Consider the following 14,198-nt stretch of genomic DNA (forward strand, 5'->3'; position numbering starts at 1 on the left):
CTGCATAAATAATCACAGCCACAGGGCTGGCAGAACAGACGAGGAAGGCATAACTATGATTACCATCAGACTGGCGGTGCGTGACTGGGATTACTTCACCCCGCTGGCGCTTGGCGATATCAAGCCGGAAGGTTTTGCGCTGGAGATCGATCGCGTCGGCACTCTGGTGGATAATCTGGCGACGAGCGAGCAATACGATGCGGGCGAAGTATCGTTTAGTCGATTTGCTCAGGCGCGGGCGAAAGGGGACACCTCCCTGTTGGGCCTGCCACACTTTCTGATGCGCGGTTTCCGTCAGCGCTGCATCATCACCCGCGCCGATAGCCCAATCACTTCACCGGCACAGCTGAAAGGCAAAAAGATTGGCGTGACCGGCTGGCAGGATTCGGGCAATACCTGGACGCGCACCGTGTTACGTGAAGCGGGCGTGGAGATCGATGATGCGTACTGGTTTGCCGGTCGTTTAACCGCGGATCATCCGATTGTTGATCGTTTGGCCGGTTTTGGTCGTCCGGGCCGTATTGAACCGGCGCCAGGTGAACGTTCACTGATCGAACTGCTGAAAGCCGGTGAGCTGGATGCGGTGTTTACGCCATTTATGCCGGAAGGCTTTTTCCTCGCCGATTCTGGATTGCGCCAGCTGCAGGTCGATTTCGCTGGCGCTGAACGCGACTACTTCAATCGCGTCGGTTATGTGCCGGGCATTCATATCCTGGCGATAAAGCCTGCGCTGGCAGAAGCGCATCCGTGGCTGCCGCAGGCGCTAAGCGAAATCATCGACCGTTCCTACCAGATGTGGATGAAGAAGCGCGAGAAATATGCCGACACGACGCCGTGGCTGCTGGATGATTTGCGACGCACCGCGCAGGAATTACCCGCCAACTGGAATCATAACGGCTTTACCGCTAACAAAAAGATGATTGCCGACTTTGCTAATGAGCTGTTCCAGCAAGGTTTAACCCAAACATTGCTGACGCCGGAAGCAATTTTCCCGGCAGCGGCGCAAGGAGAGTAAAAGATGAAAGTAGCAATGGGGCAATTTGCCGTCAGCCGTGAATGGCAGGAAAACACCGATATTTGCATCGGACTGATGCAGCAGGCGCTGTTGGGCGGCGCAGATCTGCTGGTTTTGCCGGAAGGCGTGCTGGCGCGTGATATCGCCGATCCCGATTTAGTACTGAAAGCCGCGCAGCCGCTTGACGGCCCGTTCGTCACGCAGCTGCTGGCCGTCAGCAAAGGTAACAACCTGACCACCATGATGAGCGTGCACGTGCCAACTGCAGGCGAGAAAGCGCTCAATGTACTGATCGCCATTCGCAACGGTGAAATCATCGCGGAGTACGTGAAACTGCACCTTTACGATGCCTTCGCCATGCAAGAGTCGCAGCGCGTCAATCCCGGGCATGAGATTCCGCCGCTGGTCGAGGTGGCAGGCATGAAAGTGGGCCTGATGACCTGCTATGACGTGCGCTTCCCGGAGCTGGCGCGTCGTTTAGTGCTGGATGGCGCGGATGTGCTGGTGCTGCCCGCGGCGTGGGTGAAAGGCCCGCTAAAAGAGATGCATTGGGAGCTGCTGACCACGGCGCGCGCGCTGGAAAACACCTGCTATATGGTGGCGGTTGGCGAGTGCGGCCCACGCAATATTGGTAACAGCTTGGTGATCGATCCGCTGGGCGTAGCGATTGCCAAAGCGCCTGAATCGGCCGCGCTGGTGTTTGCCGATCTCGATCCGCAGCGCATTGCCTATGCGCGCAGCGTGCTGCCGGTGCTGGAAAATCGCTGTTTTGCTCGTCCTGAACTTAAAACACGTTGATTGCTGGGGAATCTAACTGATGAAAACTATTGCTACCGCCATCGCGCTGTCATTGGGCCTGACGGCCTGTTTCGCTCAGGCAACTGATGCGATTCCCACGCAGAAAGTAGACCAGGCTCTGCACGATCGTCTGCCTGCGGAGATCAAGAGTAGTGGAAAGATGATCTCGGTAAACAACGGATCCTTTCCGCCATATGAGATCGTCAATGGACCGCATTCCATGGATGGCGCCTCTGCCGATCTGACCGAAGCGCTGGCTCAGCTGCTGGGCGTGAAGATTGAACATGCTACCGTCAGCGGCCTATCGGGCGTGTTGACTGGTATCAATTCTGGCCGTTATCAGATGGCGATTGGGCCGATTGGTGATTACCCGGATCGTCAGCAGAAGGTCGATTTTATTGATTTCGTGCAGGAGTTCGTGGTGTTTGGCGTGCAAAAAGGCAATCCGTCAAAGATCAACGGGCTGGAAGATACCTGCGGCAAGCGTATTGCGGTGATGGCGGCGGGATCGGCCGAACAGGTGATTCGCAAGCAGTCGGATGTCTGTGTCGCCGCGGGCAAACCGGCGGTGGTGGTGCAATCTTTTACCGATCAGCCGTCATCGATTTTAGCCGTGCGCTCTAAACGTTCCGATGCCTTCTTCTCCTCGCAGGCGCCGCTGACGTACTTTATCGAACAGGCCAATGGACAACTGGAGCTGTCGGGCAAAGGCAAGAAAAACGGCTTTGGTGATATTTTCCAGGGCACCGTGGTGCCGAAAGGATCCGAGCTGGGCAATGTGGTGCTTGATGCCTATAAAGAGCTGTTCAGCAACGGCACTTATACGGCGATCATGAAGAAGTGGAAACTGGACGGCAACGTACTGCAGCAACCGGGACGTAACCTGGCGCAAGGGGCAGCAAAATGAGTTCAGTCACCAACAATTCGCGAGCCAGGGATAAGGCCGACGTGCAGCAGCGCGATGTGGCTTTTGCCCGCAGTGCGCCCACTTATGGACGCTGGATCTCATGGATTGTGGTGCTGGTTATCGCCGCTAACTTTCTTTGGTTGGTGGCAACCAATCCCAATTTTGAGTGGCATGTGGTGCTGCAGTGGTTCACTGAAGGTTCGGTGATGAAGGGCCTGCAGGTCACGCTCGGCTTGACGGTGGTATCGATGATCCTCGGTACGCTGTTGGGGCTTCTGCTTGGCGTATGGCGGCTGTCTGAAAACAGATTGCTGAGCGGTTTATCGTCGCTCTATATCTGGTTTTTCCGTGGCACACCGCTGCTGGTGCAGCTGATCTTTTGGTACAACCTCTCGACGCTGTTTCCAACGCTGTCGATCACCCTTCCGTGGACGGATATCACCTTTGCCAGCTGGAATACCAACGATCTGATTACACCGCTCACCGCTGCAATTGCCGGATTAGCGCTCAATGAAGCCGCCTACATGGCAGAGATTATTCGTGCTGGATTGCTGTCAGTGGATAACGGCCAGGTGGAAACCACCCAGGCTTTTGGCATGAGCCGAAGTCGCGCGCTGCGTCGGGTGATTATTCCGCAGGCGATGCGTTCGATCATCCCGCCAACCGGCAATCAGTTGATCAGCATGATCAAGGCCACTTCGCTGGTGAGCGTGATTGCCATGGGCGATCTGTTGTACTCAGTGCAGGCGGTCTATAACCGTACCTTTGAAATTATCCCGATGCTGATGGTCGCGGTGATTTGGTACCTGTTTATCACCTCGATCCTCAACGTTGGCCAGTCCGCGATTGAGCGCTACTACGCGCGCGGTACGACGCGCACGGTGGTGAATAAACGTCGCGTAGCTGCCAACGATCAAGCACCTGCCGTTGCGCACCGTCTGAAGGAGGATGTATGAGTGAGGTTCAGCCGCTGGTACGCGCGCGCAATGTGCAGAAGAGTTACGGCGACAATGAAGTACTAAAAGGTATCGATCTCGATGTGTTTCCCGGTGAAGTGGTGGTGATTTTGGGACCCTCCGGTTCAGGAAAATCGACCTTTCTGCGTTGCATCAATCATCTGGAAGATATGAATGCCGGTTCGATAATGGTCGGCGAGGATCAGATCGGCTACGAACTTAAACGCGGAATTTTACATCGTCTGTCGGCGCGTAAAATTGCGCATCAGCGCCAGAAAATCGGCATGGTGTTCCAACAGTTCAACCTCTATCCGCACATGACGGTGTTGCAAAACATCATCGAAGCGCCGATTGGCGTACACAAATTTCCGCGTCAGGATGCGCTCAGGCATGCGCATGAACTGCTGGCGACCGTCGGACTCAGCGATAAAGCCGATGCCTGGCCGCGTCACCTTTCGGGTGGCCAGCAGCAGCGTGTGGCCATTGCGCGTGCGCTGGCGATAAAACCCGCCCTGATGTTGTTTGATGAACCGACTTCGGCGCTCGACCCTGAATTAGTTGGCGAAGTGCTGGCCACCATGCGCACGCTGGCCGACCAGGGATTGACGATGATTGTGGTGACACATGAAATTGGTTTTGCGCGCGAAGCGGCCGATCGGGTGGTGTTTATGGATGGTGGAGTGGTGGTGGAGCAGGGCAGTCCGGAACAGGTGATTGGTAACCCGCAGCATCCTCGTACGCAGGCGTTTCTTAGCCGCTTTATCTGAGCCAGCGGTCTCACTCTGTTACAGATTGCAGTTGAGGCCGGCTATAAACTGCGCGTTAATAGTCGGGTCCGTTTTTCACAATGGTTGAAAGGTAAATTATGGAAGGTATCAGTATTGCCAAACTGCTGATCATCGGTGCTCTCATCGTACTGCTTTTTGGCACCAATAAGTTACGTTCACTGGGTGGCGATCTGGGTTCCGCAATCAAAGGCTTCAAGAAAGCCATGAAAGATGATGAATCCGGCGCACCTAAAAGCAGCGTTGAAGAAGTGCCTGCTGAACGCGTCAGTCACAAAGAGTAATCTCTGCGCCGAACGTCAATAAATGTAAATATTTATTACGTTAAAAAAACCAGACTGCTATCAGTCTGGTTTTTGTTTTTGCGGCTTAATGCCAGATGACGCTGGCATTCCCCAATGCATCTAAATCGAAGATATCCGCATGATGCAACGGTTCAAACAGATCTAATCCATTCTGCATTTGCCAGTTGTCGAGCAACCCTTCAGTTAATACCAGCGGCGCTAAGGTCACCGGCATTTCATCTAGTTGTGTCACCAACTCGATTAAGGCGTTATCAATCATCTCCAGCTCACTCTCATCGATCGGCATGAGAATTGCCCCGATTTTTGAGCGAATGACAAACGGCACATCGATTTTGTCACCAGGGATGCCTTGCGGACCAATGGGTACCGCACTGAAGATATGCTGAGCGGCAGGAAGTTCGGCCGGCACGGCAAATTGCCACTGGCCTTCGTTATCGATCTCCGTGCTGCCTACCAGCACATCATCGATATAGAAGTTGAGTAACGTGCCAGCAGGCGCGACACCGCTGAATGTGATCTCATCGTCCTGTTGCTGATACTCGCTATTCAGGATGACTTCACTTACCTCGCTAGTCGTTGCGTCAGCTCTCGGCTGCTGTTCAGGCTCACGCACGCTGGGCTCAATCAGATCGATGGCTTCTACGCTGACAATCGGCGGGTTGACATACAGCGGCGAAAGCGTCAGCAGAGGGAGGCTAAACTCGCCTTCCTCTGGATTATCGTTCCAGCGATAGTCAGCCTCATAAGGTAACAACGCCAGCGTAGCGGGCAGAACGTCAGGATGGGTCATTTCTGCCACCATTGCTGCCGTCTGATGAAATGTTTCGGCAGGAGCGGCATCGGCTGTTTTAACCCTCAATGGCAGCTGCATCTCATCGTAGCGATGTTCAATGCTGATAGCGGTGGCGATAAACGCATTGGCACAAGAGGCGTGAGAAGAAGTATAGGGATTAGTGTTGTCTATCGGCGTAGTTCGCGCTTTTAGCGCTTCCAGGCTCTCACCTGATGCGCTGTAACGCCGCACATCTGAGGGTGGACCTGACACATCCGGTGCTCGGGAAAAATCGAGCCCCTCTGTATGAAAGGATGTTTGCATTATCTGACCTTCAAAAAAATCACACTGAGAAAAAGAATAGGCTCTTATGGCCTCAGCGGTTAAAGCGACAGAGTTAAGACGAGGATTAATAGCGTGGCGGCGATTTTTAGCGATTGCGCCCAGGCAGGGCGCAATCGTGAAAGGAAATTACTTAACTTCCATACCTTTAGCCTGCATGTCGGCATGATAAGAAGAGCGCACGAACGGGCCGCAGGCTGCATGGGTGAAGCCCATCGCCATCGCTTCTTCTTTCATTTCATCAAACTCTGCCGGGCTTACGTAGCGCTGTACGGGCAAGTGGTGACGACTCGGCTGCAGATATTGGCCCAGCGTCAGCATGGTGACGCCATGACGACGCAGATCGCGCATCACTTCAATGATTTCGGCATTGGTTTCACCCAGGCCAACCATCAAACCCGATTTGGTGGGTATTTCCGGATGCGCTTCTTTAAAACGCTCCAGCAGTTTCAGTGACCAATCGTAGTTCGCGCCCGGACGCACCTGACGGTAAACGCGCGGCACGTTCTCCAGGTTGTGGTTAAACACATCCGGCGGCGTGGCATTGAGGATTTCCAGCGCACGATCCATACGACCACGGAAGTCTGGCACCAGCGTTTCAATTTTGATCGTTGGGCTTTTTTCGCGAATCGCGCTAATACAATCGGCAAAGTGCTGAGCGCCGCCGTCACGCAGATCGTCACGATCCACTGAGGTGATGACCACATAACGCAACGCCATATCGGCGATGGTTTGCGCCAGCTTCAGCGGCTCGTTAGCATCGGGCATGTTCGGACGACCGTGTGCCACATCGCAGAATGGGCAGCGACGAGTACAGATTGCACCGAGGATCATAAAGGTTGCCGTGCCGTGGTTGAAACATTCCGCGAGGTTAGGGCAGGAGGCTTCTTCGCACACCGAGTGCAGACCATTTTTACGCATCGCGGCTTTGATGCCCTGAATGCGGCTTGAATCCGCAGGCAGTTTGATCTTCATCCATTCCGGCTTACGCAGAATTTGTTCACGCTCTACCACCACGGTTTTCACCGGGATTAGCGCCATCTTGTCGGCATCGCGATATTTGACGCCACGTTCCATCTGAATTGGTTTACTCATAAATCTGCAGGTTCCGGTCGGGATTGCGATTTGAAAGCTTCCTCACTCAAACTGAGAACCAGGCTTTCAACTTTTTTTGAAAATATGGCAAAAATTATATCATCTCATCTGCCCATAAGCAGCCGATAAGCCGAGGCAAAAGTTACAATTTTGTAAATACGCACGTACAGACAAGGTCAGACGGCGGCATCATTTTGCCATGCCAGTTGGGTAAATCCGGTCATGCGCGCGAAATGTTGTACCAGACGTGGTTGTACATCTGCGGGGGTAACGCCCGGCTGAAACTGGCTTAACTGCGTCATCTGCATCCCGGCATAACCGCAGGGATTGATACGCAGAAAAGGGGCTAAATCCATCGACACATTAAGCGCCAGACCGTGAAACGAACAGCCTTTACGGATGCGCAGCCCCAGCGAGCAAATCTTCTCATCACCAACATAAACGCCTGGCGCATCAGGACGTGCTCGGGCGCTGATGTCGTAATCGGCCAGCGTGGCAATCACCGTCTCTTCTAAGGCGGTTACCAGCTCACGTACGCCCATTTTGCGGCGCTTAACGTCGATCAGCACATACATTACTTGTTGGCCTGGGCCATGATATGTCACCTGGCCGCCACGATCGCTTTGCACTACCGGAATATCGCCCGGCATCAGCAAATGCTCGGCTTTGCCTGCCTGACCTTGAGTAAACACCGGATGGTGTTCAACCAACCAAATTTCATCGGCAGAGTGGCTGTCACGCTGATCGGTGAATTGATGCATCGCATCGGAGATGGGTTGCCAATCGCGCTGGCCGAGTTGACGAACAAGAAGCGTATTAGCTGACAAAGCGAAGATCCGGTAAAGAGTGGAACGCAGAGTATAACGCTGGCAAAGCGGACTTTGCCAGCGCCAGAATTACAGCACCATACGTACGATTTCGATGTTGCCTAACTCTTCATAGAGCGTTTCAACTTGCTCAATATGCGTCGCGATGATGGTAATTGAAACTGAGTGATAGTTGCCTTTGCTGCTTGGCTTAATATCTGGCTTGTAGTCGCCTGGCGCGTGGCGCTGCACCACTTCAACCACTTGATCAACCAGCTCCGGTTGCGCCAAACCCATCACTTTGTAAGTAAAAGGTGTAGGGAATTCGAGCAGTTCATTCAATTTGGTTTTCATACATTGACTCCGGTGCTTAAAAAACAGGCTCCCGCCGAGGCGGGAGCAAAGATAGTAGCTTATTTGGGGGCAAATTGGCGTTTTTTCAAGCGCGCCTTAGCCGAACCAGTGGTGGAACATCAGTTTGATGTAATCAATAATGCGACCGAAGAAACCGCCTTCCTGTACTTCGTTCAGCACCACCAGCGGACGCTGTTCAACCGTTTTGCCATCAAGCTGGAAGTTGATGCTGCCAACTACCTGGTTTTTCTGCAGCGGCGCGTGCAGTTCAGTGTTGTTCAGCACATAGCTGGCTTTCAGATCTTTCATGCGGCCACGTGGGATGGTCAGATAGGCATCTTTCTCCACGCCCAGCTGCACGCGATCGCTGTTACCGAACCACACCGGCTCAGAGGCAAACTCTTTACCCGCTTTCAGTGGCGCTACGGTTTCAAAGAAGCGGAAGCCCCACGTCAGCAGCTTTTTACTCTCGGTTTCGCGGCCTTTATAGGTACGTCCACCCATTACCGCTGAGATCAAACGCATCTGACCTTCAGTCGCAGAAGCCACCAGGTTGTAGCCTGCTGCATCCGTGTGACCGGTTTTAATGCCGTCGACGTTCAGGCTGGTATCCCACAGTAAACCGTTACGGTTGGTCTGGCGGATATTGTTGAAGGTGAAGTCTTTTTCGCGGTAAACCGCGTACTCATCCGGCACATCACGGATCAGCGCCTGGCCAATCAACGCCATATCGCGCGGGGAGCTATATTGGCCTTCAGCATCTAAACCGTGCACGGTTTGGAAGTGGGTATTTTTCAGGCCCAGCGCGCCAACGTAGTTGTTCATCAGGTTAACGAACGCGTCCTGGCTACCCGCAACATAGTCAGCCATGGCAACGCAGGCATCATTGCCCGATTGCAGCACGATTCCGCGCGTCAGCTGTGAAACCGGTACACGATCGCCTGGCTTCAGGAACATCAGTGATGAACCTTTAAATACGGGATTACCGGTTGCCCAGGCATCTTTGCCGACGGTAACGATATCATCGTTATGGATTTTGCCGGCCTTGACCGCCTGACCAATCACGTAACTGGTCATCATTTTGGTCAGACTTGCCGGATCGCGACGCGCATCGGCGTTCTTTTCGGCCAGCACTTTACCGGAGTTATAGTCGATCAGCACATAAGCTTCAGCATCAATGTCCGGTACGCCCGGAATCATAGTCTTAAGATTAACATCGTCCGCAAAAGCGACATGGCTGAGAGAAAGGGCGATCAGTGATCCCACTGTCAGGCGTTTCAGAAAACGAGAAGGTTTCAGCGTATTCATGTTCAGGACTACAACATCCGTGGGTTTAGAGTGAAAAAAGTGCCTAACTATAGCAAACGCCCGATCGGGCGACATCTTGCTTTGCAAATCAGTTTCAGCAGGAAATGTCACTGACCGTTACATTGACGGGCGGGCAGTGGTGATAAATGAACTCATTTGCGCTTCGGTGTTCAAGCGCTGCTGCAGTGCCGCCGCTTCAGCGCGGCTGTTAAACCCACCTAGCTGAATGCGGTAGACATTGCCGTTCGCTTCAACCGCACCCGGCACGCCAAAGCGCTTACCAAGGCTTTCCGCCAGTTGACGTGCGCGTACCGGATCGTTAATCGCACCCACCTGCACCACATAACCGCTGCCCGCATGAGCATTCTGGCGGGTAGCCGGCGCGGCGCTCGCGGTTGGGGCGACAGGCGTTGTCGATGCTGGCGACGCTGCAGGCTCGTTGCCTTCCAGCACGCCATTTGCTAACGGCTGCGGCGCACCGAGAAAACCACTGCTCTGGACTGGCGCACCCATGTCGCCATTATTCTGCAACGTGCTGTTATCAACGGCGCGAACATCTTGCGGGGCAGGCGCTGGCGTAGTATTGGCGCTACCGCCCATCATCACCATGCCACCGCCGAGGTCTGGACGCGCGGGCAAGGCGTAGCTCTGCTTAGCGACGGTAGTACCGATGGAGCCAGGACCCGAAACGGAACCATCCGGCGCGACTTTAATGTAATCCACTCGTACGCGGGTATTGTTGGAGATATTCAGGCGGTCGCCCGCTGCGCGCGACAGATCAATAATGCGGCCCGGCGTGTAAGGACCGCGATCGTTGACACGCACCACAATTTGGCGGCCATTAGCGAGGTTAGTGACGCGCACATAGCTTGGCAGCGGCAAAGTAGGGTGCGCAGCCGTCATGGCTTCGGGATCGTAGGTTTCTCCGATAGCGGTACGGTTACCTTGCGCTTCATCGCCATACCAGGTTGCTAAGCCGACTTCGCTGTAGTTCGACGGATCTTTAATCACGCGGTAATTTTTACCGTTGACGCTGTAATCCTGGCTGGTAGAGGGATTGATCGGTTCATAACGCGGTTCCACGCCAGGAATTTCCACTACCGGGCCGTTGTAGGCCGGTTGCGGGGGCGCAGTATTATTTTGCGGTTCCGGTGTGGAACAGGCAGCCAGTACCAATGATGCCAGTGCAACCCCAAGCCAGTCCTTACGCATGTGCAGCCTCTTAAACGCTTTTAGATAACATTTTTCGATGAGTATGGATCGACATCACGATGCCAAATCCAGCCATTAACACAATCAATGCCGATCCGCCGTAACTGACCAGCGGCAGCGGTACGCCAACCACCGGTAAGATACCACTTACCATGCCAATGTTAACGAAAACATAAACGAATAAAATCAGCATCAAACCGCCGGCCATCACGCGGCCAAAGGTGGTTTGCGCGCGCGCGGCGATGACCAAGCCGCGCATGATCAGCAGCAAATAGAGTACCAGCAATAACAACACGCCAACCAGGCCGAGCTCTTCCGCCAGTACGGCAAAGATAAAGTCGGTGTGACGTTCAGGCAAAAACTCCAGCTGCGATTGGGTGCCGTGCAGCCAACCCTTACCGCGCAAGCCCCCTGAGCCGATGGCAATTTTTGATTGAATGATGTGATATCCGGCACCGAGCGGATCGCTTTCCGGGTCCAGCAGCATCATGACGCGGTCGCGCTGATAATCGTGCATCAGGAAGAACCACAGAATCGGGATAAAGGCCGCCACCAGCAGCACCGCAATGCCAATCAGTTTCCAGCTCATGCCGGATAAGAACAGCACAAACAGGCCTGAAGCGGCGATCAAAATAGAAGTACCCAGGTCAGGCTGCGCCGCCACTAACAGCGTGGGCATGAAAATCAGCACTAACGCGATACCGGTATTTTTTAGCGTCGGCGGACAAACATCGCGGTTGATAAAGCGCGCCACCATCAGCGGCACGGCAATCTTAGCGATTTCCGAGGGCTGAAAACGCACGAAGCCGAGGTCGAGCCAGCGCTGCGCCCCTTTACTGATATGGCCAAAGGCATCCACCGCAATCAGCAATATCACGCAGACAATGTAGAGGTAGGGCGCCCAACTTTCATAAACGCGCGGCGGCACCTGCGCCAGCACCAGCATAATGACAATGCCCATGGCAATCTGGCCGAATTTACGTTCGGTCATGCCCGGATCCTGTCCGCTGGCGCTCCAGATAACGATAGCGCTGTACGTCAGCAGGCTGAGAATGATCAGCATAAATAGCGGGTCGATATGGATGCGCGTCCAGATCGATCTTTTCTGCGGATTATCGTTCATGGACATCTTTATTCACCTTCGTAGCCGGGCGGCGTCGGCGCCGCTTCTGGCAGCACGGTATTATTGTCGCCTAACATAATGTGGTCGAGAATCTGGCGCATCACGGTGCCCACTGCCGGACCCGCACCGCCATTTTCCAGAATCATGGTGACTGCTACGCGCGGCTTATCGTACGGGGCGTAAGCGGTCATTAATTTATGGTCGCGCAGACGCTCAGCAATCTTGTGCGCGTTATAGGTCTCATTCTCTTTAAGGCCGAAGACCTGCGCAGTACCCGATTTTGCCGCGATTTTGTAGGGCGCATCGGCAAAGCTTTTATGCGCGGTACCGTTGGCGCGGTTGGCCACGCCATACATGCCATCTTTGGCAATTTCCCAGTAGCCGGAATGAATGTCGCCAATCGGCGCATCAGGTACCTGGCGATACGGCACCATGGTCTGACCTTCACGGGTCGCGCGCAGCAGATGCGGCACTTTAATCACGCCATCGTTAATCAGAATCATCATCGCTTTGTTCATTTGTATCGGCGTCGCGGTCCAGTAACCCTGGCCAATCCCTACGGGAATGGTGTCACCCTGATACCACGGTTTCTTAAAGCGCTTCAGTTTCCATTCACGCGTTGGCATGTTGCCCGCGCTCTCTTGCGGCAGGTCGATACCGGTGCGGTGCCCATAGCCGAACTTGGTCATCCATTCTGACAGACGATCGATGCCCATGTCGTAAGCGACTTGGTAAAAGAACGTATCCGCTGATTCTTCCAGTGATTTCGTGACGTTCAGGCGGCCGTGGCCCCATTTTTTCCAGTCACGGTAGCGCTTTTCTGAACCTGGCAGTTGCCACCAGCCGGGATCGAATAGGCTGGTATTGCGGTTGATTACGCCAGCGCTTAAAGCAGATACCGCAACGTAAGGTTTAACGGTGGAAGCGGGCGGATAGGAGGCTTGCAGCGCGCGGTTATACAGGGGACGGTTTTCGTCGCTTAACAGCGCTTTGTAATCTTTGCTGGTGATCCCGTCGACGAACAGGTTCGGGTCGTAGCTGGGAGTCGAAACCAGGGCGAGAATTTCACCGGTACGCGGATCGCTGACCACGACCGCCGCGCGGCTGCCGGTCAGTAAGGTTTCGATATACTGCTGTAGTTTGAGATCAACCGTCAGGTAGATATCTCGGCCGGCCTGCGGTGACTGCTCATGCAACTGACGTATCACACGGCCGCGGTTATTAACCTCAACCTCTTCATAACCGGTTTTGCCGTGCAGTACATCTTCGTAATAGTTTTCAATGCCCAACTTGCCGATATCATGCGTTGCAGCGTAGTTTGGCCATTTTCTTTCCTGATCGAGGCGCGTGACGTCGCGATCGTTAATTTTCGATACGTAGCCAACGACGTGCGTTAGCGTTTGCCCGTAAGGATAGTAGCGGCGCTGATAGCCTTTCACTTCTACGCCGGGAAAACGGTACTGATTGACCGCGAAACGCGCCACCTGTACCTCATTCAAACCAATTTTTACCGGAATAGAGGTGAAGCGTCGCGAACGTTTGCGCTCTTTTTCGAAGGCATCGATATCGTCGTCGGTCAGATCTAATACCGGGCGCAGGTTCTGTAACGTCTGCTTAAGATCTTCGACCTTTTCCGGCATTAGCTCAGCCTGATAGATGGTGCGGTTCAGCGCCAGCGGCACGCCGTTGCGATCGAAGATAATGCCGCGGCTCGGCGCCACAGGCACCAGCTTGATACGGTTTTCATTCGATCGGGTGCTGTAATCATCAAAACGCAGGATTTGCAGGTGGTACATATTGACAACCAGCACGCTGGAGAGCAGCAGAATGCCAAAAAACGCCACCAACGCTCGGCGGACAAAGAGTTTCTGTTCGGCAGTGTAATCGCGAAAGGCGTTGCTCTGTAATTTCATCCGCTACATCTATTGTCTGGGGGTTGTCAGGCGTTTATTCACGATGATAAGGATGATTCGTGGTGATGCTCCAGGCACGATACAGGCTTTCCGCTACCAGCACACGCACCAGCGGATGTGGCAACGTTAATGCTGACAGTGACCAGCTTTGCTCGGCAGCCGCTTTACATGCCGGCGCCAGTCCTTCCGGACCACCGATCAACAGACTGACATCTCGGCCATCCTGCTTCCAGCGTTCCAGCTGCTGCGCCAGCTGTGGGGTTTCCCACGGCTGTCCTGGAATATCCAGCGTAACAATGCGATTGCCTTTGCCCACCGCGGCCAGCATCGCTTCACCTTCTTTTTCCAGAATGCGTTTGATGTCAGCGTTCTTACCGCGTTTACCGGCAGTCACTTCGGTCAGTTCAAACGGCATATCCTTTGGGAAGCGGCGCAGATATTCCATGAAACCGGTCTGAACCCAGTCGGGCATTTTGGTGCCGACGGCCACAAGCTGCAGTTTCAAGG

At 54.1% G+C, this 14,198-nt stretch carries 15 protein-coding genes; 6 read left to right on the plus strand and 9 right to left on the minus strand.

Features of this window, described 5'->3' with window-relative positions:
- Positions 1–55 precede the first annotated feature (55 nt).
- From AC790_RS03090 to tatE, 6 genes are all read left to right on the plus strand, one after another.
- The gene (locus tag AC790_RS03090) at positions 56–1,015 is read left to right on the plus strand and encodes an ABC transporter substrate-binding protein (protein WP_049850885.1); all 960 of its coding nucleotides are present in this window, start codon (positions 56–58) and stop codon (positions 1,013–1,015) included.
- 3 nt (positions 1,016–1,018) lie between these two features.
- Positions 1,019–1,813, plus strand: coding sequence for a deaminated glutathione amidase (locus AC790_RS03095; RefSeq protein ID WP_049850886.1), 795 nt, complete (start codon positions 1,019–1,021; stop codon positions 1,811–1,813).
- A 19-nt stretch (positions 1,814–1,832) separates the two neighbouring features.
- Complete coding sequence (locus AC790_RS03100) at positions 1,833–2,720, plus strand: ABC transporter substrate-binding protein (protein ID WP_049850887.1); 888 nt, start codon at positions 1,833–1,835, stop codon at positions 2,718–2,720.
- Positions 2,717–3,676, plus strand: a complete 960-nt coding sequence (locus AC790_RS03105) for an amino acid ABC transporter permease (RefSeq protein ID WP_007890708.1) — start codon at positions 2,717–2,719, stop codon at positions 3,674–3,676. Before AC790_RS03100 ends, AC790_RS03105 begins: the two co-directional genes overlap by 4 nt.
- The gene (locus AC790_RS03110) at positions 3,673–4,443 is read left to right on the plus strand and encodes an amino acid ABC transporter ATP-binding protein (protein ID WP_007890707.1); all 771 of its coding nucleotides are present in this window, start codon (positions 3,673–3,675) and stop codon (positions 4,441–4,443) included. Before AC790_RS03105 ends, AC790_RS03110 begins: the two co-directional genes overlap by 4 nt.
- Before the next feature lie 98 nt (positions 4,444–4,541).
- Positions 4,542–4,745, plus strand: coding sequence for a twin-arginine translocase subunit TatE (gene tatE, locus AC790_RS03115; protein ID WP_007890706.1), 204 nt, complete (start codon positions 4,542–4,544; stop codon positions 4,743–4,745).
- An 85-nt stretch (positions 4,746–4,830) separates the two neighbouring features.
- Here tatE and AC790_RS03120 read toward each other — a convergent pair whose 3' ends face one another.
- The 9 genes from AC790_RS03120 to rlmH form a co-directional block, all read right to left on the minus strand.
- On the minus strand, positions 4,831–5,811 hold the full coding sequence (locus AC790_RS03120; protein ID WP_152929111.1) for a hypothetical protein: 981 nt from the start codon (positions 5,809–5,811) through the stop codon (positions 4,831–4,833).
- Between the two features lie 198 nt (positions 5,812–6,009).
- Positions 6,010–6,975: a lipoyl synthase gene (gene lipA / locus AC790_RS03125; protein ID WP_007890704.1), complete on the minus strand. Its 966-nt coding sequence runs from the start codon at positions 6,973–6,975 to the stop codon at positions 6,010–6,012.
- Between the two features lie 176 nt (positions 6,976–7,151).
- Positions 7,152–7,802, minus strand: coding sequence for a lipoyl(octanoyl) transferase LipB (gene lipB, locus AC790_RS03130; RefSeq protein WP_049850889.1), 651 nt, complete (start codon positions 7,800–7,802; stop codon positions 7,152–7,154).
- 69 nt (positions 7,803–7,871) lie between these two features.
- Positions 7,872–8,135, minus strand: a complete 264-nt coding sequence (ybeD, locus tag AC790_RS03135; RefSeq protein ID WP_007890702.1) for a DUF493 family protein YbeD — start codon at positions 8,133–8,135, stop codon at positions 7,872–7,874.
- Between the two features lie 96 nt (positions 8,136–8,231).
- Positions 8,232–9,443 carry a D-alanyl-D-alanine carboxypeptidase DacA gene (dacA, locus tag AC790_RS03140; protein WP_007890701.1) on the minus strand — a complete coding sequence of 404 codons (1,212 nt, stop codon included), beginning with the start codon at positions 9,441–9,443 and terminating at the stop codon, positions 8,232–8,234.
- Between the two features lie 117 nt (positions 9,444–9,560).
- The gene (rlpA, locus tag AC790_RS03145; RefSeq protein WP_007890700.1) at positions 9,561–10,655 is read right to left on the minus strand and encodes an endolytic peptidoglycan transglycosylase RlpA; all 1,095 of its coding nucleotides are present in this window, start codon (positions 10,653–10,655) and stop codon (positions 9,561–9,563) included.
- 10 nt (positions 10,656–10,665) lie between these two features.
- The gene (mrdB, locus tag AC790_RS03150; RefSeq protein WP_049851210.1) at positions 10,666–11,778 is read right to left on the minus strand and encodes a peptidoglycan glycosyltransferase MrdB; all 1,113 of its coding nucleotides are present in this window, start codon (positions 11,776–11,778) and stop codon (positions 10,666–10,668) included.
- Between the two features lie 8 nt (positions 11,779–11,786).
- Positions 11,787–13,691, minus strand: a complete 1,905-nt coding sequence (mrdA, locus tag AC790_RS03155; RefSeq protein WP_049850890.1) for a peptidoglycan DD-transpeptidase MrdA — start codon at positions 13,689–13,691, stop codon at positions 11,787–11,789.
- Positions 13,692–13,725: 34 nt separating this feature from the next.
- Complete coding sequence (rlmH, locus tag AC790_RS03160; protein WP_007890697.1) at positions 13,726–14,196, minus strand: 23S rRNA (pseudouridine(1915)-N(3))-methyltransferase RlmH; 471 nt, start codon at positions 14,194–14,196, stop codon at positions 13,726–13,728.
- Between the last annotated feature and the right edge of the window lie 2 nt (positions 14,197–14,198).

Source organism: Pantoea sp. RIT-PI-b (assembly GCF_001187905.1).
GTDB lineage: Bacteria > Pseudomonadota > Gammaproteobacteria > Enterobacterales > Enterobacteriaceae > Pantoea > Pantoea nemavictus.

Bases quoted from the DNA above. Each gene is read 5' to 3' on its own strand.
- AC790_RS03090 (WP_049850885.1), top strand. From the start codon at position 56: ATGATTACCATCAGACTGGCGGTGCGTGACTGGGATTACTTCACCCCG.
- AC790_RS03095 (WP_049850886.1), top strand. From the start codon at position 1,019: ATGAAAGTAGCAATGGGGCAATTTGCCGTCAGCCGTGAATGGCAGGAA.
- AC790_RS03100 (WP_049850887.1), top strand. From the start codon at position 1,833: ATGAAAACTATTGCTACCGCCATCGCGCTGTCATTGGGCCTGACGGCC.
- AC790_RS03105 (WP_007890708.1), top strand. From the start codon at position 2,717: ATGAGTTCAGTCACCAACAATTCGCGAGCCAGGGATAAGGCCGACGTG.
- AC790_RS03110 (WP_007890707.1), top strand. From the start codon at position 3,673: ATGAGTGAGGTTCAGCCGCTGGTACGCGCGCGCAATGTGCAGAAGAGT.
- tatE (WP_007890706.1), top strand. From the start codon at position 4,542: ATGGAAGGTATCAGTATTGCCAAACTGCTGATCATCGGTGCTCTCATC.
- lipA (WP_007890704.1), bottom strand. From the start codon at position 6,975: ATGAGTAAACCAATTCAGATGGAACGTGGCGTCAAATATCGCGATGCC.
- ybeD (WP_007890702.1), bottom strand. From the start codon at position 8,135: ATGAAAACCAAATTGAATGAACTGCTCGAATTCCCTACACCTTTTACT.
- dacA (WP_007890701.1), bottom strand. From the start codon at position 9,443: ATGAATACGCTGAAACCTTCTCGTTTTCTGAAACGCCTGACAGTGGGA.
- rlpA (WP_007890700.1), bottom strand. From the start codon at position 10,655: ATGCGTAAGGACTGGCTTGGGGTTGCACTGGCATCATTGGTACTGGCT.
- mrdB (WP_049851210.1), bottom strand. From the start codon at position 11,778: ATGAACGATAATCCGCAGAAAAGATCGATCTGGACGCGCATCCATATC.
- mrdA (WP_049850890.1), bottom strand. From the start codon at position 13,691: ATGAAATTACAGAGCAACGCCTTTCGCGATTACACTGCCGAACAGAAA.